The organism is Pandoraea sp. ISTKB (assembly GCF_001721285.1).
In the GTDB taxonomy this organism is placed as follows: Bacteria; Pseudomonadota; Gammaproteobacteria; order Burkholderiales; family Burkholderiaceae; genus Pandoraea; species Pandoraea capi.
Window position 1 is genome coordinate 89,579 of the sequence record NZ_MAOS01000027.1, and the last position, 19,278, is coordinate 108,856.

Consider the following 19,278-nt stretch of genomic DNA (forward strand, 5'->3'; position numbering starts at 1 on the left):
CGACGGTCGATACAACAAGGAAATCCGGATGTTCTCCATCATCGTTCCGACCTGGAACAACCTCGCCTTGCTGCAACTCTGCGTGCGCAGCATTCGCCAGAATTCGCGCTATCCGCATCAGATCATCGTGCACGTCAACGATGGCTCGGACGGATCGCTCGACTGGGTCAAGGCCGAGGGGATCGAGCACACGGCGTCTCCCGAGAACATCGGCATCTGCTACGCCGTGAATCAGGCGGCGGCGCTCGCGCGCGAGAAGTACATCGTCTATCTCAATGACGACATGTACTGCTGCCCCGGCTGGGATACTGCGCTGATCGAGCGTGCCGAAGCCATGCCCGACAAGGCGTTCATGCTCTCGGGCACGATGATCGAGCCGGTCGACACCGGCAATCCGTGCGTGCTGGTGCAGGACTTCGGCCGTGACGTCGACAAATTCGACGAAGCGGGGCTGCTCGCTGCCGTGCCGACGTACCGCAAGCCCGACTGGTTCGGTGCGACGTGGCCGCCGACGCTCGTGCATCGCGACTGGTGGTTCCTCGTGGGCGGCTACAGCACGGAGCTGAGCCCGGGCATGAGCAGCGACAACGATTTTTCGATGAAGATGTGGGGCGCGGGCGCACGCCGTTTCGTGGGTGTGGGCGCGAGTCTCGTGTATCACTTCCAGTGCAAGAGCACGGGCAAGGTCGTGAAGAACGACGGCCGCACCCAGTTCCTGCGCAAGTGGGGCATGACGCAGTCGATTTTCGATCGGTACTATCTGCGTCGCGGCACGCCGGTGCCGGCCGGCAGCGACGGCCGTCTGGCCGAGCCGGTCGACGACAGCAAGCTGCGCTGGCAGTTGTTCCGCTCACGCATCAAGCGCGCGCTGGCGAAATAACGACGTCAGCGTGAGATGTGAAAACGGACGCCTTGGGCGTCCGTTTTTGTTTCTGCGTGATTTCTCGCTATCAAGGCCGAACGTACACGAGGCCTCGGCACTCCCCCGTCTTAAACCTCGCCGCTTCTGAGCAAGGCGTACTTAAGAAAGGCGCTGCGGGCGTTCATCCGCGCAATGGCCGCGCCGGTCGCGCCATCGAGAAAGCCCCGACGCAACACGTAGGTGCGCACGAACGCCCATCCGCCATTGATCCACGGCTTGAGAGGCGAGACACGCTTGCCGCGCAGTGCCATCTCCTTCGCTCCCGCCCGCGCATAGCGCTGCACCTTGTCATCAACCTGACGGACTTCGGTGTAGCTGTAATGAAGAAGGTGGTGGGCGAGCGTGCCGATCTCGCCGTCGAGGATCACGCGCTCATGCACGAGATTGTCGGAGAAGCGCCCGGCGTCGCGACGAAACAGCCGCAGTACGTAATCCGGATACCAGCCGCAGTGCTTCACCCAGTGGCCGAGAAATTGCGACAGGCGCGGCATACGGTAACCCGCATGGGTTCCCTGTGCGATGGCGGCGGCGATATCGGCAGCCAACTCGGGCGTGACACGCTCGTCGGCATCCAGCGACAGCACCCACGGCTGTGTGGCATACGACAGCGCGCGATTCTTCTGCGGGCCGAAGCCGGGCCAGTCGGGCGTGACATGCACCTCTGCGCCCGCGTCGCGCGCAATCTCTGCCGTGCCGTCCGTGCTGGCGTTGTCGACCACGACGATTTGCGTGGCGAACGACGCCACCGACGCAATGCAGTCGGCAATGTTGTGACGCTCGTTACGCGTGAGAATCGTCACCGAGATCGGCAGGCGTTGCATGTCAGACATGGTCGGGGCGGGCCGTTGGGTGGGCCAAACAGTGGGTCATCAAAGGGCTGGCGGGTATTCGCGGTGCGTAGTGAGCCGTGAGCAACGCAGCGGTATCGATGCGCCGCACGGCTCAAGCATTCAGCAGCTCGACCAGCGCTTCACCGTAGCGCTCGATCTTCGCCTCGCCCAGACCGGTGATATCCACCAGTCCGTCGCGATGACGGGGGCGGCGCTGGGCCAGTTCCCGCAACGTACGGTCATGCAGGATAACGTACGCGGGCACCGCCTGCGTCTTCGCCATGTCCTGCCGCCAGGCGCGAAGCTTCTCGAACACCTGTTGGTCCGCCACGTCCAGCTCGATGGCCTGCGACGACGCATAGCCGGCAAAGCGGCTTTTCTTGCCGGCGGTCGGCCGCTGCTGACGTCGCAGCGACACGGTCGTTTCGCCCTTGAGCACCGGACGCGCCGCTGCATTGAGCGTGAGTGCGCCGTACTGGCTGCTGTCCGGTTCGATGATGCCGTGGGCGATCAACTGACGAAACACTGCGCGCCAGCCTTGGTCGTCCATCTCTCCGCCCACGCCGAAGGTCGGCAGGCTTTCGTGCCCGAACTGACGGATCTTGTCGGTGCTGCGCCCGCGCAGCAGATCGACGAGATGGCCTGCGCCGAAGCGCTGGCCGGTGCGCAGAATGGCGGAGAGCGCCTTCTGGGCCGCGACGGTGCCGTCGAAAACCTCGGGCGGGTTGAGGCAGACGTCGCAATTGCCGCACGGCTCGCTCTGTTCGCCGAAATAGGACAGCAGCACGGTGCGACGGCAGCGGGGCGCCTCGCAATAACCGAGCAGGGCGTCGAGCTTTTGGCGCTCGATGCGCTTTTGCAGCTCGGAGGCGTTCGATTCGTCGATCCGGCTACGGTGCACGACGACGTCGTTCAGGCCATAAGTCATCCAGGCTTCGGCGGGCTCGCCGTCACGACCGGCGCGGCCCGTCTCCTGATAATAGGCTTCGAGGCTCTTGGGCAAGTCCAGATGCGCGACGAAGCGCACGTCCGGCTTGTCGATGCCCATGCCGAAGGCGACAGTCGCCGCCATGACCAGCCCTTCTTCGCGCAGGAACCGTTGCTGATGGGTGCGTCGTACCTCGGCATCGAGCCCGGCGTGATAGGGCAGCGCCGCGATACCCTGCGTCTCCAGCCAGGCTGCCGTTTCTTCCACTTTCTTGCGCGACAGGCAATACACGATGCCTGCCTCGCCGCGATGCCGACTCAGGAATGCCAGCAATTGCTTGCGCGGATTGTCGCGGTCGACGATCTCGTAGCGAATGTTCGGCCGGTCGAAGCTGGAGACGAACAGACGCGCTTCGGTCAGCCCGAGCCGGGTCTGAATTTCTTCGCGCGTCGCGGCGTCTGCGGTCGCCGTCAGCGCAATGCGCGGCACACGCGGGTAGCGTTCGTGCAGCGCCGAGAGCTGAATATATTCGGGACGGAAGTCATGGCCCCATTGCGAGACGCAGTGGGCTTCGTCGATGGCGAAGAGCGCCAGTTGGCCGCGCTCGTCGAGCCGGTCGAGCAGATTGAGAAACCGATCGGTCAGCAACCGTTCCGGCGCGACATACAGCAGGTCGAGTTCGCCGCGCGCGGCGCGCCGTTCGATATCGACCGCTTCGTCGAAGGCGAGGCTGGAATTCAGATAGGCGGCGCGCACCCCCGCTTGCAGCAGGGCGTCGACCTGATCCTGCATGAGGGCGATGAGCGGGGAGACGACGATACCGATGCCCGGGCGCAGCAGCGCGGGGATCTGGTAGCAGAGTGACTTGCCGCCGCCCGTGGGCATGAGCACGAGTGCATCGCCCCCGTCGGCCACATGGTCGACGATGGCGGCCTGATCGCCACGGAATGCGTTATAGCCGAATACGGTACGGAGGACTTCGAGTGCGCTTGCCATGCGCCGGAGTATACCGGTTCCACCCCGGGTTCGGCGCGCCGAAGGCCACGGATATCGGGCATTGTGGAGATTTTTGCGGCGGCGTCCTAGTCAGGCTCGGACACGTCCCGGCGGGACCGGCCGGTACGTTAGAATAGCGGTTTTCCTGCCGTCCCCGACTTACATGAGCGCACCGCACAAGCCCACCGGACCGATCTTGCGACGTCTGCTGGGCTATCTCCAGCCTTATTGGCACATGGGCCTGTTGGCCGTTCTCGCCATGGCGCTGGTCGCAGCGACCGAAGCGGCGATTCCGGCAGTGCTCAAGCCGGTGCTCGACAAGGGCTTTTCGGGCGGCGATCCGTGGAAGCTCTGGTATGTCCCGGCCGCCGTGATCGGTCTGGCGGTCATTCGCGGGCTGGCGCAATATTCGGCCAACTACATGCTGTCGTGGGTCTCCAACCGTGTGCTGCTCGACCTGCGCGTGCGCATGTTCGAGCGATTGCTGCATGCGCCGGCGTCCTATTACCAGCGCGAGACGACCAGCACGCTGATCAACGCCATCGTCTATGAAGTCAATCAGGTGCTTGGCGTGCTCACCACGGTGCTGATCACGCTCGTGCGCGATTCGCTCACCGTCGTTGGCCTGCTGGGTTACCTGTTCTACCTGAACTGGCGCCTCACGCTGGTGGTGGCCGTCATTCTGCCGCTGATCGGCTGGCTGGTCGGCAAGATCAACCGTCGCCTGCGCCGTCTGAACCGCGAGCAGCAGACACTGACCAACGCGCTGTCGTACGTGGTCGAGGAAGCGGTCGGCGGCTACAAGGTCGTGAAGATCCACAACGGCGAAGAGTACGAAAAGGGCCGCTTCGACAAGATGACCAGCACGCTGCGCGGCTATGCGATGCGCGTGACGGTCTCGGGCGGTCTGGCACAGCCGGTGACGCAGGCGCTCGCCTCGCTGGCGCTGGCGATCGTCATCACCGTGGCGATGATCGAATCGTCCTCCGGCGAGATGACGGTGGGCGGCTTCACCGCGTTCGTCACGGCGCTGTTGCTCGTCGTCTCCCCGCTCAAGCATCTGATGGACGTGAACCAGCCGCTGCAACGTGGCGTGACGGCGGCGGAACTGATCTTCGAGGTCATGGACGTCGAAGTCGAACCCGTAGGCGGCGAGCGTACGCTCGAGCGCGCGAAGGGCCGTGTGACGTTCGAAGACGTGAGCTTCAACTACGGCGCGAGCGAGCGCCCGACGCTCGACCGGATTTCGCTGGACGTCGCGCCAGGGGAGATGGTCGCGCTGGTCGGCTCGTCCGGCAGTGGCAAGACGACGATGGTCAATCTGGTGCCGCGCTTCTTCGATCCGACCGGCGGACGTATCCTGCTCGACGGCATTCCGCTCACTGATCTGCGTCTGGCCGACCTGCGTCGTCAGATCGCGTTCGTGAGTCAGGACGTCGTGCTGTTCAACGACACCATCGCCGCTAACGTGGCCTATGGTCAGGAGGTCGATGCCGAGCGCGTGCAGGCCGCCCTGCGTGCGGCCAATCTGGCCGATGCGGTGGCGGCAATGCCCGACGGCGTCGCCACGCTCGTGGGCGACAACGGCATGCGCCTGTCGGGCGGTCAGCGTCAGCGTCTGGCGATTGCCCGTGCGATTTACAAGGACGCGCCGATCCTGATTCTCGACGAAGCCACTTCCGCACTGGATTCCGAATCCGAGCGCCACGTGCAGGCGGCGCTGGAAGTGCTGATGGAAGGCCGTACGACGCTCGTGATCGCGCACCGTCTGTCGACCATCGAACGTGCGGACCGGATCGTCGTACTCGAACATGGCCGGATTGCGGAGCAAGGCTCTCACCAGGCACTGGTGGCGCATAATGGCCTCTACGCGCACTTGCACCGCATTCAGTACGCGCAGCAGCAGGAGGCGTAATTCAAGCGCCGTTTCAGCAGGAGGCCGGCGTTTGCGAGGCGTCGTGTGACGACCCATCGCGACGCAGGCCACCGCCCGACAACACTGCCCGCCTTTGAGGAGACCATGATGAGCCAGCCACCGATCAGTCGTTTTCCCGTGCCGGATCTCGCCGCATTGCCGGACGATATCCGTGCGCGCATCGACGAGGTGCAGGAGAAGGCTGGCTTCATTCCGAACGTTTTCCTGACGCTGGCGCATCGTCCTGACGAATTCCGCGCGTTTTTCGCGTATCACGACGCACTGATGCTCAAAGACGGCAATCTGAGCAAGGGCGAGCGCGAGATGATCGTGGTCGCAACCAGCGCGGTGAATCAGTGTCTGTACTGTGTGGTCGCGCATGGTGCGCTGGTGCGCATCTATGAAAAGCAGCCGTTGCTGGCCGACCAGATCGCCGTCAATTATCTGAAGGCGGATCTGACTGAGCGTCAGAAGGCGATTCTGGCCTATGCGCTGAAGGTTTGCGAACGCTCGCAGGACGTGGGCGATGACGACTATGCGAGCCTGCGCCGGCACGGCCTGAACGACGAAGATATCTGGGACATTGCCGCGATCACGGCATTCTTCGGCATGTCGAACCGCATCGCCAATGCGATTTCGATGCGTCCCAACGACGAATTTTTCCTGATGGGGCGTGTGCCTCGCAAGTAAGGCCACCCCGACACATACGCTTACCCCCATGATCTTCGTGACTGGTGGCGCCGGATTCATCGGCGCAAATTTCGTTCTGGACTGGCTCGCGCAACACGACGAGCCCGTGCTGACCATCGACAAACTGACGTACGCGGGTAATCTCGCCAACCTCGCCAGTGTGGAGCACGATGCGCGACATCGTTTCGCTCAGGTAGACATATGCGATCGTGCTGCACTTGATCGGCTATATGCGGAGCATCGGCCGCGTGCCGTGCTGCACTTCGCGGCGGAGAGCCATGTGGATCGCTCGATCCACGGTCCGGAGGATTTTGTGCGGACCAACGTCGTCGGCACGTTCACGATGCTCGAAGCGGCGCGCGCTTACTGGAGCACGCTCGAAGGCGATGCCCGCAACGACTTCCGATTCCTGCATGTCTCGACGGACGAAGTCTACGGCTCGTTGAGTCCGTCCGATCCGGCATTCACCGAAACGACCCCCTACGCGCCGAACAGCCCGTATTCGGCGTCGAAAGCCGGGTCCGACCATCTGGTGCGTGCGTACCACCATACTTACGGGCTGCCGGTCCTCACGACCAACTGCTCGAACAACTACGGTCCGTACCAGTTCCCCGAGAAGCTGATTCCGCTGGTCATCGCCAATGCGCTGGCCGGCAAGCCGCTGCCGATCTATGGCGACGGCAGCAACGTTCGCGACTGGCTGTATGTCGGCGACCATTGCGCCGCGATTCGTGAAGTGCTGGCCAGAGGCGTCGCAGGCGAGGTGTACAACGTCGGTGGCTGGAACGAGCAGAACAACCTGTCCGTGGTGAAGTCGCTGTGCAAACTGCTCGACGAACTCTCGCCCCGGGGTGACGGCCGATCGTACGCCGATCAGATCACGTTCGTGACGGATCGCCCCGGGCATGACCGGCGCTATGCCATCGATGCGCGCAAGCTCGAACGCGAGTTGGGCTGGCGCCCGGCGGAGACCTTCGAGACCGGCATGCGAAAGACCGTGCAGTGGTATCTCGCCAATGGCGAATGGGTGCGGCAGGTGCAATCCGGCGAGTATCAGCGCTGGATCGAAACGCATTATCGGAATGACGATTCGGCAGACGTCGCAGGAGGCCAGGCATGACGACCCGACGCAAAGGCATCATTCTCGCGGGGGGCTCCGGCACTCGCCTCTATCCGGCGACGCTGGCGGTCTCGAAGCAACTGCTTCCCGTCTACGACAAGCCGATGATCTACTACCCGCTGACCACGCTCATGCTGGCGGGAATTCGCGACGTGCTGGTGATCTCGACGCCGCAGGACACCCCGCGCTTCGAGCAATTGCTGGGCGACGGCGGGCAGTGGGGGCTGAATATCCAGTACGCCGTGCAACCGTCGCCTGACGGGCTTGCGCAGGCCTTCCTGATCGGCGAAGCGTTCATCGGCAACGATCCGTGCGCACTCGTGCTTGGCGACAATCTGTTCTACGGTCACGATTTCGCCGCACTGCTGAGCGCGGCGAATCAGCAGACCGAAGGCGCTACCGTGTTCGCGTATCCGGTGAACGACCCCGAGCGTTACGGCGTGGTGACGTTCGACGAGTCGGGGCGGGCGATCGAACTGATCGAAAAGCCCACGCAGCCGAAGTCGCGCTATGCCGTGACCGGCCTGTATTTCTGCGACAACGACGTCATCGACATTGCGCGCTCGATCAAACCGTCTGCACGTGGTGAGCTGGAAATTACCGACGTCAACAACGAGTATCTGAAGCGCGGCAAGCTGAACGTGCAGATCATGGGGCGCGGCTACGCGTGGCTCGATACGGGCACTCACGAGTCGATGCTCGAAGCGAGCACGTTCATTCAGACGATCGAGTCGCGCCAGGGGTTGAAGGTGGCGTGTCCTGAGGAAATTGCGTACCGACGTGGGTGGATCGACGCTGCGGCGATCGAGAAACTTGCGCAACCGCTAGCGAAGACCGGCTACGGTCAATATCTCCTGTCGATGCTCCGTGAGCGGGTGTTTTGATGCAAGTGATTCCCACCGCCATTCCGGCCGTACGTGTCATCGAACCCAAGGTGTTCGGCGACTCGCGCGGTCACTTCTTCGAAAGCTTCAACCAGCGCAACTTCAACGACGCGCTGGGCGAAACCCTCACGTTCGTGCAGGACAACCAGTCGCGCTCCGTGCGCGGCGTGCTGCGCGGACTGCACTATCAGATCAGGCAACCGCAGGGCAAGCTCGTGCGCGTGCTGCACGGTGAGATCTACGATGTCGCCGTCGACATTCGTGAAGGTTCGCCCACCTTCGGCAAATGGGTCGCGGAAACGCTGAGTGCCGAGAACAAGAAGCAGTTGTGGATTCCGGCAGGCTTCGCGCACGGTTTCGTGGTGACGTCGGAGACTGCCGAAGTGCTGTACAAGACCACGGATTACTGGGCGCCGCAGTTCGAGCGCTGCATTCGCTGGGACGATCCGACGCTGGCGATTCCCTGGCCGCTCGACGGCATCACGCCGACCGTCTCGGACAAGGACAAGCAGGGCATGCTGTTCACGGATTATCGGCACGAGGACTGATATCGCCGGCATGCGCCGTGCGAAGCCAGTTGAACCTTGAACCGGCCGCCGTGATCCCTTCGTCAGTCGACGGGGGGTGCGGCGGCCGATGTTTTTGCGGCGTCGCCTGACGTCACGGTGTCGGTCTGCCCGGCAGCAGACGTCGTCACTATCGTTTCCCCCATCACGCGAAGCACCCGCACGTAGCGCAAGCCCAGCGGTGCGAAGCGCGCGGCGAGGGCGTCTGCTACGGTTTGCGACGCGGCGTCCATGCCGCCATCCATGCCGCGATCCACGCCGCTTGCTCCGCCGGCCGCTTCGGCACGCGCGGGTTCGCTCAATCCTTCGACGATCACGTCGGCTTCCAGTCCGTTGTTGAGGTAATGCAGTTTGACGTCGTGCAGCGCCAGCGCGTTTGCCCGGCACAGCAGCTCGGCCGCACCGACGACGACCGCGCGAGCGGGCCATTGTTGCAGGGCGGTGCCCTTGGCATCGCTCTCCGGATCGACGTGCACCAGCACGTCCAGAATCTGCGATTCACTCATGACGGCGGCACGCGCCTGTTCGGCGATGTAATGCCCTTCGGAGACGGACAGACGGGCATCGACAAGGATATGAACGTCGACCACGATCTCGTCGCCCATGCGTCGCGTGCGCAGCATGTCGATGGCGCGCACGCCGGGCGTGTCGAGCAGCCGCTGGCGGATCGTCACGGTGGTGGCATCGTCCACGCCGCGATCGATGAGGTCCTGCAAGGCGTTCCAGCCGAACTTCCAGCCGGTGCGCCCGATCATCAGGCCCACGAGTGCGGCGGCGAGCGGGTCGAGAATGCGATAACCCGCCAGGTTGCCCAGAATGCCGCATGCCACCACGAGCGACGACAGGGCATCTGAGCGCGCGTGCCATGCGTTGGCGACGAGCATGGCCGAACGTACGCGCTGGGCGGCGCGCAGCATATAGCGAAACAGTCCTTCCTTGCTCACGAGCACCACGACGGCGACGACGAGGGCGATCGTGTGGACTTCCGGAATGTCCTCCGGGTGCAGTAGTCGCTCGATACCGCGCCACAACATGCCGGCACCGACGACCAGCAGAATCACGCCGAGAAACAGCGACGCCGCGTTTTCGTAACGGCTATGGCCGTACGGATGATCGGCGTCGGGGGCGCGGGCGCTGCCACGAGCGGCGGCGAGCACCACGAAATCGGAGACGATGTCCGAGAGCGAGTGGATACCGTCGGCAATCAGTGCTTGTGACCGCGCGAAGACACCGATGACGATCTGTGCCGTCGTGAGCACGACGTTGACCCAGATGCTGACCCAGGTCGAATGGCGTGCGACGGCGTGTTTATCGAGCGCCTCGCTCGATGCCGCCAGATTGTCGTAGTTCGAGTAGGGCATGAAGTCGGGGCGCGCGTGGGAGGCGCCGCTGCGTCGGAATGATCTCGCATTCTAATTTAGCGGATCGCCGGTTGTCTCGGGGCGAACGCCGAGATTCGCCGCCGCAGACGCCCACTGGCCCCGTGGTGCCTCTCTCCGACTCCCCCGTCCCGGGCCTCTTGCTCCGGGACAAGGGATACCTCAGCCGCTCAGAACGCCACGCGACGCAACGTTTGAGGCATCGGCACGGCCTCTGGCGTCTTCCCCAGCCCCTTTGCCGCGTCATCGGCCACCGCACGTTGACACACTACGCCATACCAACCGAGCCCCTTGTAGGTCTCATAGCCGGGCGTCGCAGCGAACGAGACGGTCGTCTGACTGGCATCGGTATAGAACCCCGTGGACGCACCGTCGGTGCGCAGCGCGAAGGTTTCGCCAAGCACGCCTTGACCATCGGAGCTGGCAATCACGCGAAACGACGAGTCGACGATCATGCAGCGCGTGCGCGACCATTCGTCCTCGCTCAGACGTACGCCCTTGACGACGGCTTCGGCCTGCGGCGCCCAGTCGAAGAAGATCACCAGCGCGCCGAGCACGCGGCCGTTGGGCGCGCCGTCCTCGCGAATGGCTGTCGAGTACGTCGCGACTTGTGCGTGTTTGAGGTGCGCAAGCGTTTGCACGTCGCTCGCGACGTAGTCCGCGCCGCTGCGTGTCTTGAGTGCGGCCTTGAACCAATGGGCGTCGCCGACCTGGCTGCCGATCACGGGGTAGGTCGAGCGGCGGCCGTTCGCCACGACCACCCCCTGTGCGTCCACGACCCAGAGGTCCTTGTAGACCGTGTAGCTGTCGAGAATGACGCTGAGCCGGTCCGATGCATGGGACGCCGTCTGCGGATGCGGGTTCGTGAGGCAGTCGACGACGGCGGAGTCGGTCGCCCACCAGCGCACGTCGCAAGAGCGCTCATACAGGTTGCGGTCGATGACGTCGATCATGTTGAGCGCCAGATCGGCGCAGCGCTGACCGTCGAGCCCGCGCATTCTTTCGATCATCAGATCGCCAAGCTCCGTAAGCTCCTTGAGTGAGCCGGTGAGTTCCTTGTTGAGGGTGTCGGTGACTTCGCCGATGCGCTTCGAGACGTGTTTGACCTGATTGGCGACGACAGCGAAACCCTTCCCCGCATTCCCCGCTCGTGCGGCTTCGATCAGTGCGTTCAATGCGAGAAAGGTCGTCTCCCGATTGATCTCGTTGATGTCGCCGATCTTGCTGACGGCGAGCTTGCGCACGGAATGTGTGAGTTCGACGATTGCTTTTGGATTCGCCATGCTTTTGCCCCTTTTGATTTTATTTAAGTGTTTAAGCATCAGGAGCAAGAATCAGGCCTGTCGTCTCGCACGCCGGGATTCGCCGGAAAAACCGCGCAAAGGCATGAAGGGGGACGATTCGTAAGGAGTGCTGCCCAACAAAGGTGCGGTCGTGCACCGCGAAAGGGAGAGGCGGGGCGTCGGGGATCGCCGGTGCCCTGGGATCCTTACGCCGACGTGACCTTGGCGCGGACTTCCTGATCGGCGTCGAACGAGGCTCGCAACCAGTCCGAAAAGGCGAGGATGTTGTCGTCGTCGCGTCGCTCTTCCGGATAGACGAGCCAGTACGACTTTTCCAGCGGCGCGCCTGCCGGAAACGGTGCGCTCAGCAGGCCCCGATCCAATGCCAGTGCGACAAGGGACCAGCGGGCGAGTGCCATGCCCTGTCCGGCGACGGCGGCGTCGATGGCGGCGCTTTCGTGGTTGAAGACGATCCCCGGCGCATCGCGCCATTCGGGCGGCGTGAGACCTTGCGCGGCGAACCACTGCGCCCAGGCATTGCGATCGTGAACGTGTAGCAGCGGCATGCCGTCGAGCGGTGGCGCGCTACCGTCACCTGCCAGCGCCGGCACACACACGGGCAACAGGAATTCGTCGGTCAGATGCATGCAGGTCAGTCCCGGCCACGGACCGGCGCCGTAGCGGATGGCCGCGTCGATGTTGTCGCCGACGAAGTTGACGTGCCGCTCGCTCTGTTCCAGTTGCAGTTCGAGTTGCGGGTGACGCAGCGTGAAGTCGCCGAGTCGCGGCACCAGCCATTTGGCTGAGAAGTTAGGGGAGCAGGAAATCGCCAGACGTTGTCGGGCGGCATGCGTATCGAAGGCGGCCGTCGCGCGCTCGATACGGTCGAAGGCTTCGCCTATCGCTTCGAGATACGTCTGCCCCTGCCGCGTCAATCTGAGCTGGTTGGCAAGGCGGTCGAACAGTGGGCGGCCGAGCGCTTCTTCCAACGCTTTGATCTGATGGCTGACCGCGCCTTGCGTGACGTGCAGTTCCTGCGCTGCCAACGTAAAGCTGCAATGCCGCGCGGCGGCCTCGAATGCACGCAAGGCATTGAGAGGGGGGAGCTTACGGGCAACCATGATGAGATGAGCTGAATTGGGGCTAGCCTGAGAAAAGATGCTTTGCCGGGGGCCGCAGGCGAAAAATATTATAGGGCAACGTTTCCCCGATTTTCTTCAATCATGACAAGGAATCATCATGGATCTTGAACAGCGTCTGCAAGCCCTGTCGATCACGTTGCCTGCATCGTCTGCCCCCGGCGCCAGGTACGCAACAGGCACCGTGCATCAAGGCGTGGCGTGGATCAGCGGACAGTTGCCGCGAGAGGGCGACCGGGTGCTCGTCGTGGGTAAGCTGGGGCACGATGTCTCGATCGAGGCAGGTCAGGAGGGGGCACGTGCCGCGATGATCCGCGCGCTGGCGGCCCTGCGCGACACCGTGGGCAGTCTCACGCACATCGACCGGATCCTGCGCCTGAATGTCTACGTGAACAGCACCGACGAATTCAGTCAGCAAAGCGCCGTGGCCGATGGCGCGTCGTCGTTGATCTATGAGATTTTCGGCCCGGAGCGCGGCGCCCATGCGCGTACCAGTGTCGGCGTGGCGCAGTTGCCGCGTAATGCCTGTTGCGAACTGGATATCGTGGTGGCGCTCTCGGACTGAGCAGCGGGCCACACGCGAGGACCGGGTGAGGAGACGTGCGAGGCGAAGTGCCCGCCAGCGTCGTGCGGCGGGCAGCTTCGGTGGGGCAGATCACATCAGGATGATGTCGTACTGCTCCTGATGGAACGACGATTCGACCTGAAGCGAGATCGGCTTGCCGATGAAGTCGATCAGCATGGCGAGATGTTGCGATTCTTCTTCGAGGAACAGATCCACGACTTCCTGCGAGGCAATCAGGCGGAACTCGCGCGGATTGAACTGACGCGATTCGCGCAGGATCTCCCGCAGAATGTCGTAGCAAAGCGTGCGCGGCGTCTTGACCTGTCCCTTGCCCTGACACACGGCGCACGGCTCGCACAGCACATGCGCCAGCGATTCGCGCGTACGCTTGCGGGTCATCTCCACGAGTCCGAGCTGCGAGAAGCCGTTCACGGTGATGCGGGTGCGATCGCGCGCGAGCGCTTTCTTCAACTCGGCCAGCACGGAATCGCGATGCTCCGCGCTTTCCATGTCGATGAAGTCGATGATGATGATCCCGCCCAGATTGCGCAGACGCAATTGACGCGCAATCATCAGCGCCGCTTCAAGATTCGTCTTGAAGATCGTGTCGTCGAAGTTACGCGCCCCGACGTAGCCGCCGGTGTTCACGTCGATGGTCGTCATCGCTTCGGTCTGGTCGATCATCAGGTAGCCGCCGGACTTCAGATCGACGCGACGCGACAGCGCCCGCTCGATTTCCGTCTCCACGTTGTACAGATCGAACAGCGGACGCTCGCCGGTGTAATGCGTGAGCTTGCCGAGCACGGCCGGCGTGTACGTGGACGCGAATTCGGCCAGCTTCTGGTACGTCTCGCGCGAGTCGACGAGAATCTTGCCCGTCTCCTCGTGCACGAAGTCGCGCAGCACGCGCTGGGCGAGGTTCAGATCCTGATACAGCAGGGCAGGGGCCGGCACGCGCGTACTCTGCTCGCCAATGGTCTGCCACGACTTGCGCAGATAGGCGATGTCGTTGGCCAACTCGGCGTCGGCAGCGTCTTCGGCAATTGTACGCACGATGAAGCCGCCCTTTTCGTCGGCCGGCACGAGCGCCTGAATCTTGCTGCGCAGTGCTTCGCGCTCGGCTTCGCTCTCGATGCGCTGCGAGATGCCGATATGCGGCTCCTGCGGCAGATAGACGAGCGTGCGTCCGGCAATGCTGACCTGCGTCGACAGGCGTGCGCCCTTCGTGCCGATGGGGTCCTTGATGACCTGCACCATCAGCGTCTGCCCTTCGAAAACCGTCTTCTCGATGGGCGGCTGCGGATGCGGCACGGACGTGTCGTTGCTGGTGCGCGGATGCCAGATATCGGCCACGTGCAGGAACGCCGCACGCTCAAGCCCGATATCGATGAAGGCCGACTGCATGCCCGGGAGCACGCGCACGACCTTGCCCAGATAGATGTTGCCGACCAGACCGCGCGACAGCGTGCGCTCGATGTGCAATTCCTGCACTGCACCGAGCTGCATGAGCGCCACACGGGTTTCCTGTGGCGTGATGTTGACCAGAATGTCTTCGTTCATAAAGTGTCGACCAGACTCGAATGCTTGGCAAATTCGGTAGGCGTCAGAAGTCGACGCCCGCCTGACGCAATAGCGCGGCGGTCTCGCACAGCGGCAGCCCCATGATGCCGGAATAACTGCCGTCGATGCGCATCACGAATTCGGCGGCCTTGCCCTGAATGCCATAGGCGCCGGCTTTCCCCTTGGGCTCGCCCGACGCGACGTAACGCTCGATCTCCTCGCGGCGCAGCGGCCGGAACCAGACGTGCGAGATGTTCACCGCCTGATGGGTCTGCCCGTCTGCGCACACGGCCACGGCCGTGAGCACGCGATGACGGGTGCCCGACAGGCGCGCCAGCACGGCACGGGCGTCGGCGTCGTCGAACGGTTTGCCAAGGATGGTGCCGTCGAGACAAACGGTCGTATCGGCCGTGAGAATCGGTGCGGCGGGCAACCCGGCGCGCGCCAGGCGTGCCACGGCCGCCTCGGCCTTCGCGCGCGTGACGCGCTGCACGTAATCGTCGGGCGGCTCACCCGGCAGCACGGCTTCGAGCGCTTCGGCGTCCTCGTCGGCATGAGGCAACAGCAGCTCGAAACGAACGCCGAGCTGCTGTAACAGTTCCTGACGGCGGGGGCTTTGCGACGCGAGATAGATGTACGGCATGGCGGCTTGACTTGAATTCGTCCAGCCCGGCACACGGCTTTGCAAAAATTTGCGGCGCGCGCACCGGGCCGCTGGATGGGCTGGGCGAGGGGGACGCCCTATTATGCCGCCTTGCGCGCGCCCCCGCCAGCATGCGGCAGGGGCGCGGAGTGCCGTTTATTGCGACTCAGAGGTCTGCGAGGAAGTCTGCGCCGATCAGATCGATGCGATCGGTGCAGATGGCGTCTACGCCCCACGCCGCCAGCTCACGTGCCCGCGCCGGTTCGTTGACCGTGTAGACGAGCATGTGCAGGCCTGCGGCCTTGATCTCGGCGACCTGCGGGCCGTCGAGATGCTTGTGGCTGGCATGCAGCGTGACCGTGCCGAGCTTGCGGGCATCGTCCCGCCAGTGAGCCGGCACCGCCTCGTACAGCATGCCGCGCGGCAACTCCGGCACGGCAGCAGCGGCCGCTTCGAGCGCCTCGTAGGAGAACGACGAGAGCAGCGGGGGCTGCGCCTGACCGGCCCACAGCGTTCTGACCGCCTCGGCCACGCGCTTGCCCGTTTCGGCTTCGCGCCCCGGGCACGGCTTGATTTCGACGTTCGCCGCGAGACCCAGCGCGAGGCAGCGTTCGGCCACCTGCGCCAGTGTCGGCATTACCTGGCCCGCAAAACGGCCGTCGGCGCCGAACCAGCTACCGGCATCGAGCGTCTCGATCTCGGCGTAGGTCATCTGCGCCGCGGCGCCATGACCATTGCTGGTGCGGTCGACGGTATCGTCATGCAACAGAAAGACGACGTTGTCTGCGGAGAGCTTGGCGTCGAATTCGACCATGCGCAGGCCGAGCGATGCGCCCATCTCGAACGCCGCCAGCGTGTTCTCCGGGGCGAGCTTGCCGCCGCCGCGATGCGAGACGATGCGTGGATACGGCCAGTCGCGCCACAAATGAGACGGTACCGGAGCGTCGCTCATGCTTCGACTCGCTTGCCGGTCGACGGATCGAACAGGTGCAGCGCCTTGGCCGAGATGGCCAGCGGCACGACCGTGCCCGCTGCCGGGCGCATCTCATGCGGCAGACGCACCGTCACCTGCTGCTCGCCCCAGCGGCCATGCAGCAGGTTGTCGGCGCCGAGCAGTTCGAGCTGATCGACGTGAATGCTGGTCTGTGCCGCGAACGCCCCGAGTCCGTTCTGCTGCTCGGCCGGCACCAGATGTTCCGGACGCACGCCGAGCACGAGTGCGCGATTGGCGTGCGCCATGCTCGTGGGCGGCAGACGCAGTGCCGGGCCACCTTCGATCTCGAACGTACGGCCTTCCGAGTCGACACGGCCCTTGAGCAGGTTCATCGCGGGCGAGCCCATGAAGCTTGCCACGAACAGCGATGCCGGGCGCTCGTACACGTCCGTCGGCGTGCCGATCTGCTCGGCGTAGCCCTTGTTCATGACGATCACGCGATCGGCCAGCGTCATGGCTTCGACCTGATCGTGCGTGACGTACAGGCTGGTGGTCTTCAGGCGCTTGTGCAGACGCTGAATTTCCAGACGCATCTGCACGCGCAGCTTGGCGTCGAGGTTCGAGAGCGGTTCGTCGAACAGGAACACGGCCGGTTCGCGCACGATGGCGCGGCCCATTGCCACACGCTGACGCTGACCGCCCGAGAGTTCGCGCGGCTTGCGTGCGAGCAGGGGTTCGAGCTCCAGAATGCGTGCGGCGGCGAGCACGCGCTCGTCGATGAGCTTCTTGTCGATGCCGCGAATCTTCAGGCCGTACGACATGTTCTGACGTACGTCCATGTGCGGATACAGCGCGTAGTTCTGGAACACCATCGCAATGTTGCGATCCTTCGGTTCCAGCTGATTCACGACCTGCGAGCCGATAAGAATGCTGCCTTCGCTGACCGATTCGAGGCCGGCGACCATGCGCAGCAGCGTCGACTTGCCACAACCCGACGGACCGACGATGACCACGAACTCGCCGTCTTCGATGTCGATGTCGACACCGTGCAGCACGTAGTTGTTCTGGTCGTAGGTTTTCTTGACGCTATGGAGTTTGAGATTTGCCATGATTACTTTTCCGAATCGACCAGACCGCGCACGAACCAACGTTGCATCAGCAGCACCACCGCGAGCGGCGGCAGCATGGCGAGCAGCGTAGCGCTCATGACGAGTTGCCATTGGGTGGCGGTATCACCGCTGCCGATCATGCTCTTGATGCCCACGACGGCCGTTGTCATTTCCGGCGCATTGGTCACGAGAATCGGCCACAGGTACTGATTCCAGCCATAGATGAACGTGATGACGAACAGTGCCGCGATGTTCGTCTTCGACAGCGGCAGGACCACGTCGAAGAAGAAACGCATCGGACCGGCGCCGTCGATGCGCGCGGCTTCGACGAGTTCGTCGGGCAGCGTCATGAAGAACTGCCGGAACAGGAACGTGGCCGTGGCCGACGCGATCAGCGGCACCGTCAGACCCGCATAGCTGTTGATCAGCCCCAGGGTCGAAATCACCTGCACCGTGGGGAAGATACGCACTTCGACCGGCAGCATCAGCGTGACGAAGATGAGCCAGAAGAACAGATTGCGCAGCGGGAAGCGGAAGTACACGATGGCGAAGGCCGACAGGATCGACACCGAGATCTTGCCGATCGTGACGACCAGTGCCATGAACAGGCTGTTGCCGAGCATCAGGCCGAACGGCATGGCGGCGTTACCCGTACCGGTACCCCACACCGTGGCGAGGTTTTCGAACAGGTGGGTGCTCGGAATGAGCGACAAAGGAACGTTGAAGACTTCGCTCTCGTTCATGGTGGCGGCGACGAACGCCACATAGAGCGGAAAGACCACCAGCAGCACGCCGATAATCAGCATGACGTGGCAGAAGATATCCAGGCCGCGACGGTTCTCGATCATGCGTATTGCACCTTGCGTTCGATGAAGCGGAACTGCACGACCGTGAGCACGATGACGATCACCATCAGTACCACCGACTGGGCAGCCGAGCTGCCGAGGTCGAGCCCCTTGAAGCCTTCCGAATAGATCTTGTAGATCAGCGTCATGGTCGACTGGCCCGGGCCGCCGCCGGTCGCCGCATCGATCACCGGGAAGGTGTCGAAGAACGAGTAGACGAGGTTGACCACGAGCAGGAAGAACGTCGTCGGCGAAATCAGCGGCAACACCAGCCCGAAGAAGCGCCGGATCGGACCTGCGCCGTCGATGGCGGCGGCTTCCACGAGCGAGCGCGGAATGGCCTGCAAGCCGGCGTAGAAGAACAGGAAGTTGTAGCTGATCTGCTTCCAGATCGACGCGAGCACGACGAGGAACATGGCCTGTCCGCCGTTGAGCGCGTGGTTCCACTCGATGCCGAGCTTGGCGAGGCCGAAGGTGACCAGACCGATACTCGGGTTGAAGAGGAAGGCCCACAGCACGGCGGCGATGGCGGGCGCGACGGCGTACGGCCAGATCAGCAGCGTCTGATAGACGCGCTTGCCGCGTGTGACGCGATCGGCCATGGCCGCGAGCAACAGGGAGATGACGAGACCGCAGACCGTGACCAGTCCGCTGAAGATCATCGTCGTGCGAAACGATGCGAGGTAGAGCGAATCGCCCCACAGCGCGGTGAAGTTGGCGAGTCCGACGAATTCGCTCGACAGGCCGAAGGCGTCTTGCGTCGATGTCGATTGCCAAAGGGCTTCGCCCGCCGGCCACAGGAAGAATACGACGGTGATGAAGAGCTGCGGAGCTACAAGAGCGTAGGGCAGCCAGCCGGTGCCGAAGCGAGGGCGTTCTCTGGAGTTGTGCGCCATAACGTAGTGACCAAAAAAAACCAACCCGGCCCGCGTTTCAGGCGAGCCGGGGTGGTGTCATTGTAACGTCACGA

The 19,278-nt window shown here is 63.5% G+C and carries 18 protein-coding genes; 7 read left to right on the forward strand and 11 right to left on the reverse strand.

The window, feature by feature from the left end; translation table 11 throughout:
• The first annotated feature begins 28 nt into the window (after nucleotides 1–28).
• On the forward strand, nucleotides 29–880 hold the full coding sequence (locus A9762_RS08550) for a glycosyltransferase family 2 protein (protein ID WP_069341609.1): 852 nt from the start codon (nucleotides 29–31) through the stop codon (nucleotides 878–880).
• Between the two features lie 110 nt (nucleotides 881–990).
• Here A9762_RS08550 and A9762_RS08555 read toward each other — a convergent pair whose 3' ends face one another.
• Nucleotides 991–1,752 (reverse strand): glycosyltransferase family 2 protein, encoded by a 762-nt coding sequence (locus A9762_RS08555; protein WP_371442628.1) that lies wholly within the window; start codon nucleotides 1,750–1,752, stop codon nucleotides 991–993.
• A gap of 112 nt (nucleotides 1,753–1,864) precedes the next feature.
• Nucleotides 1,865–3,676, reverse strand: a complete 1,812-nt coding sequence (gene recQ, locus A9762_RS08560; protein WP_069341610.1) for a DNA helicase RecQ — start codon at nucleotides 3,674–3,676, stop codon at nucleotides 1,865–1,867.
• 163 nt (nucleotides 3,677–3,839) lie between these two features.
• Here recQ and msbA point away from each other — a divergent pair, with 163 nt between their 5' ends.
• From msbA to rfbC, 5 genes are all read left to right on the forward strand, one after another.
• Nucleotides 3,840–5,591, forward strand: a complete 1,752-nt coding sequence (msbA, locus tag A9762_RS08565) for a lipid A export permease/ATP-binding protein MsbA (protein ID WP_069341611.1) — start codon at nucleotides 3,840–3,842, stop codon at nucleotides 5,589–5,591.
• Between the two features lie 108 nt (nucleotides 5,592–5,699).
• Nucleotides 5,700–6,281 carry a peroxidase-related enzyme gene (locus A9762_RS08570; protein WP_170836211.1) on the forward strand — a complete coding sequence of 194 codons (582 nt, stop codon included), beginning with the start codon at nucleotides 5,700–5,702 and terminating at the stop codon, nucleotides 6,279–6,281.
• Nucleotides 6,282–6,309: 28 nt separating this feature from the next.
• Nucleotides 6,310–7,401, forward strand: a complete 1,092-nt coding sequence (rfbB, locus tag A9762_RS08575) for a dTDP-glucose 4,6-dehydratase (protein WP_069341613.1) — start codon at nucleotides 6,310–6,312, stop codon at nucleotides 7,399–7,401.
• Nucleotides 7,398–8,285 carry a glucose-1-phosphate thymidylyltransferase RfbA gene (rfbA, locus tag A9762_RS08580; protein ID WP_069341614.1) on the forward strand — a complete coding sequence of 296 codons (888 nt, stop codon included), beginning with the start codon at nucleotides 7,398–7,400 and terminating at the stop codon, nucleotides 8,283–8,285. The genes rfbB and rfbA overlap by 4 nt, the downstream gene beginning before the upstream one ends.
• A complete protein-coding gene (gene rfbC, locus A9762_RS08585; protein ID WP_069341615.1) occupies nucleotides 8,285–8,833 on the forward strand; it encodes a dTDP-4-dehydrorhamnose 3,5-epimerase in 549 nt (182 codons plus the stop codon). Before rfbA ends, rfbC begins: the two co-directional genes overlap by 1 nt.
• Nucleotides 8,834–8,895: 62 nt before the next feature.
• Here the strand turns inward: rfbC and A9762_RS08590 are convergent, their stop codons facing one another.
• The 3 genes from A9762_RS08590 to gcvA form a co-directional block, all read right to left on the reverse strand.
• Nucleotides 8,896–10,212, reverse strand: coding sequence for a cation diffusion facilitator family transporter (locus tag A9762_RS08590; RefSeq protein WP_069341616.1), 1,317 nt, complete (start codon nucleotides 10,210–10,212; stop codon nucleotides 8,896–8,898).
• A 188-nt stretch (nucleotides 10,213–10,400) separates the two neighbouring features.
• Nucleotides 10,401–11,513: a methyl-accepting chemotaxis protein gene (locus tag A9762_RS08595; RefSeq protein ID WP_083253761.1), complete on the reverse strand. Its 1,113-nt coding sequence runs from the start codon at nucleotides 11,511–11,513 to the stop codon at nucleotides 10,401–10,403.
• A 206-nt stretch (nucleotides 11,514–11,719) separates the two neighbouring features.
• Nucleotides 11,720–12,634, reverse strand: coding sequence for a transcriptional regulator GcvA (gene gcvA / locus A9762_RS08600; protein ID WP_069341617.1), 915 nt, complete (start codon nucleotides 12,632–12,634; stop codon nucleotides 11,720–11,722).
• Between the two features lie 118 nt (nucleotides 12,635–12,752).
• On the opposite strand from gcvA, the gene A9762_RS08605 reads away from it, so the two are divergent.
• Nucleotides 12,753–13,217, forward strand: a complete 465-nt coding sequence (locus tag A9762_RS08605) for a RidA family protein (protein WP_069341618.1) — start codon at nucleotides 12,753–12,755, stop codon at nucleotides 13,215–13,217.
• A gap of 90 nt (nucleotides 13,218–13,307) precedes the next feature.
• Here A9762_RS08605 and rng read toward each other — a convergent pair whose 3' ends face one another.
• The 6 genes from rng to ugpA form a co-directional block, all read right to left on the reverse strand.
• Nucleotides 13,308–14,777: a ribonuclease G gene (gene rng, locus A9762_RS08610; RefSeq protein WP_069341619.1), complete on the reverse strand. Its 1,470-nt coding sequence runs from the start codon at nucleotides 14,775–14,777 to the stop codon at nucleotides 13,308–13,310.
• Between the two features lie 43 nt (nucleotides 14,778–14,820).
• Entirely contained in the window at nucleotides 14,821–15,420 is a 600-nt protein-coding gene (locus tag A9762_RS08615) for a nucleoside triphosphate pyrophosphatase (protein WP_069341620.1), read from the reverse strand.
• 166 nt (nucleotides 15,421–15,586) lie between these two features.
• Nucleotides 15,587–16,372, reverse strand: coding sequence for a glycerophosphodiester phosphodiesterase (ugpQ, locus tag A9762_RS08620; protein WP_069341621.1), 786 nt, complete (start codon nucleotides 16,370–16,372; stop codon nucleotides 15,587–15,589).
• On the reverse strand, nucleotides 16,369–17,463 hold the full coding sequence (locus A9762_RS08625) for a sn-glycerol-3-phosphate import ATP-binding protein UgpC (RefSeq protein WP_069341622.1): 1,095 nt from the start codon (nucleotides 17,461–17,463) through the stop codon (nucleotides 16,369–16,371). Before A9762_RS08625 ends, ugpQ begins: the two co-directional genes overlap by 4 nt.
• 2 nt (nucleotides 17,464–17,465) lie before the next feature.
• A complete protein-coding gene (gene ugpE / locus A9762_RS08630; protein WP_069341623.1) occupies nucleotides 17,466–18,311 on the reverse strand; it encodes a sn-glycerol-3-phosphate ABC transporter permease UgpE in 846 nt (281 codons plus the stop codon).
• Complete coding sequence (ugpA, locus tag A9762_RS08635) at nucleotides 18,308–19,204, reverse strand: sn-glycerol-3-phosphate ABC transporter permease UgpA (protein WP_069341624.1); 897 nt, start codon at nucleotides 19,202–19,204, stop codon at nucleotides 18,308–18,310. The genes ugpE and ugpA overlap by 4 nt, the downstream gene beginning before the upstream one ends.
• Between the last annotated feature and the right edge of the window lie 74 nt (nucleotides 19,205–19,278).

Bases quoted from the DNA above. Each gene is read 5' to 3' on its own strand.
- A9762_RS08550 (WP_069341609.1), top strand. From the start codon at position 29: ATGTTCTCCATCATCGTTCCGACCTGGAACAACCTCGCCTTGCTGCAA.
- A9762_RS08555 (WP_371442628.1), bottom strand. From the start codon at position 1,752: ATGTCTGACATGCAACGCCTGCCGATCTCGGTGACGATTCTCACGCGT.
- recQ (WP_069341610.1), bottom strand. From the start codon at position 3,676: ATGGCAAGCGCACTCGAAGTCCTCCGTACCGTATTCGGCTATAACGCA.
- msbA (WP_069341611.1), top strand. From the start codon at position 3,840: ATGAGCGCACCGCACAAGCCCACCGGACCGATCTTGCGACGTCTGCTG.
- A9762_RS08570 (WP_170836211.1), top strand. From the start codon at position 5,700: ATGAGCCAGCCACCGATCAGTCGTTTTCCCGTGCCGGATCTCGCCGCA.
- rfbB (WP_069341613.1), top strand. From the start codon at position 6,310: ATGATCTTCGTGACTGGTGGCGCCGGATTCATCGGCGCAAATTTCGTT.
- rfbA (WP_069341614.1), top strand. From the start codon at position 7,398: ATGACGACCCGACGCAAAGGCATCATTCTCGCGGGGGGCTCCGGCACT.
- rfbC (WP_069341615.1), top strand. From the start codon at position 8,285: ATGCAAGTGATTCCCACCGCCATTCCGGCCGTACGTGTCATCGAACCC.
- A9762_RS08590 (WP_069341616.1), bottom strand. From the start codon at position 10,212: ATGCCCTACTCGAACTACGACAATCTGGCGGCATCGAGCGAGGCGCTC.
- A9762_RS08595 (WP_083253761.1), bottom strand. From the start codon at position 11,513: ATGGCGAATCCAAAAGCAATCGTCGAACTCACACATTCCGTGCGCAAG.
- gcvA (WP_069341617.1), bottom strand. From the start codon at position 12,634: ATGGTTGCCCGTAAGCTCCCCCCTCTCAATGCCTTGCGTGCATTCGAG.
- A9762_RS08605 (WP_069341618.1), top strand. From the start codon at position 12,753: ATGGATCTTGAACAGCGTCTGCAAGCCCTGTCGATCACGTTGCCTGCA.
- rng (WP_069341619.1), bottom strand. From the start codon at position 14,777: ATGAACGAAGACATTCTGGTCAACATCACGCCACAGGAAACCCGTGTG.
- A9762_RS08615 (WP_069341620.1), bottom strand. From the start codon at position 15,420: ATGCCGTACATCTATCTCGCGTCGCAAAGCCCCCGCCGTCAGGAACTG.
- ugpQ (WP_069341621.1), bottom strand. From the start codon at position 16,372: ATGAGCGACGCTCCGGTACCGTCTCATTTGTGGCGCGACTGGCCGTAT.
- A9762_RS08625 (WP_069341622.1), bottom strand. From the start codon at position 17,463: ATGGCAAATCTCAAACTCCATAGCGTCAAGAAAACCTACGACCAGAAC.
- ugpE (WP_069341623.1), bottom strand. From the start codon at position 18,311: ATGATCGAGAACCGTCGCGGCCTGGATATCTTCTGCCACGTCATGCTG.
- ugpA (WP_069341624.1), bottom strand. From the start codon at position 19,204: ATGGCGCACAACTCCAGAGAACGCCCTCGCTTCGGCACCGGCTGGCTG.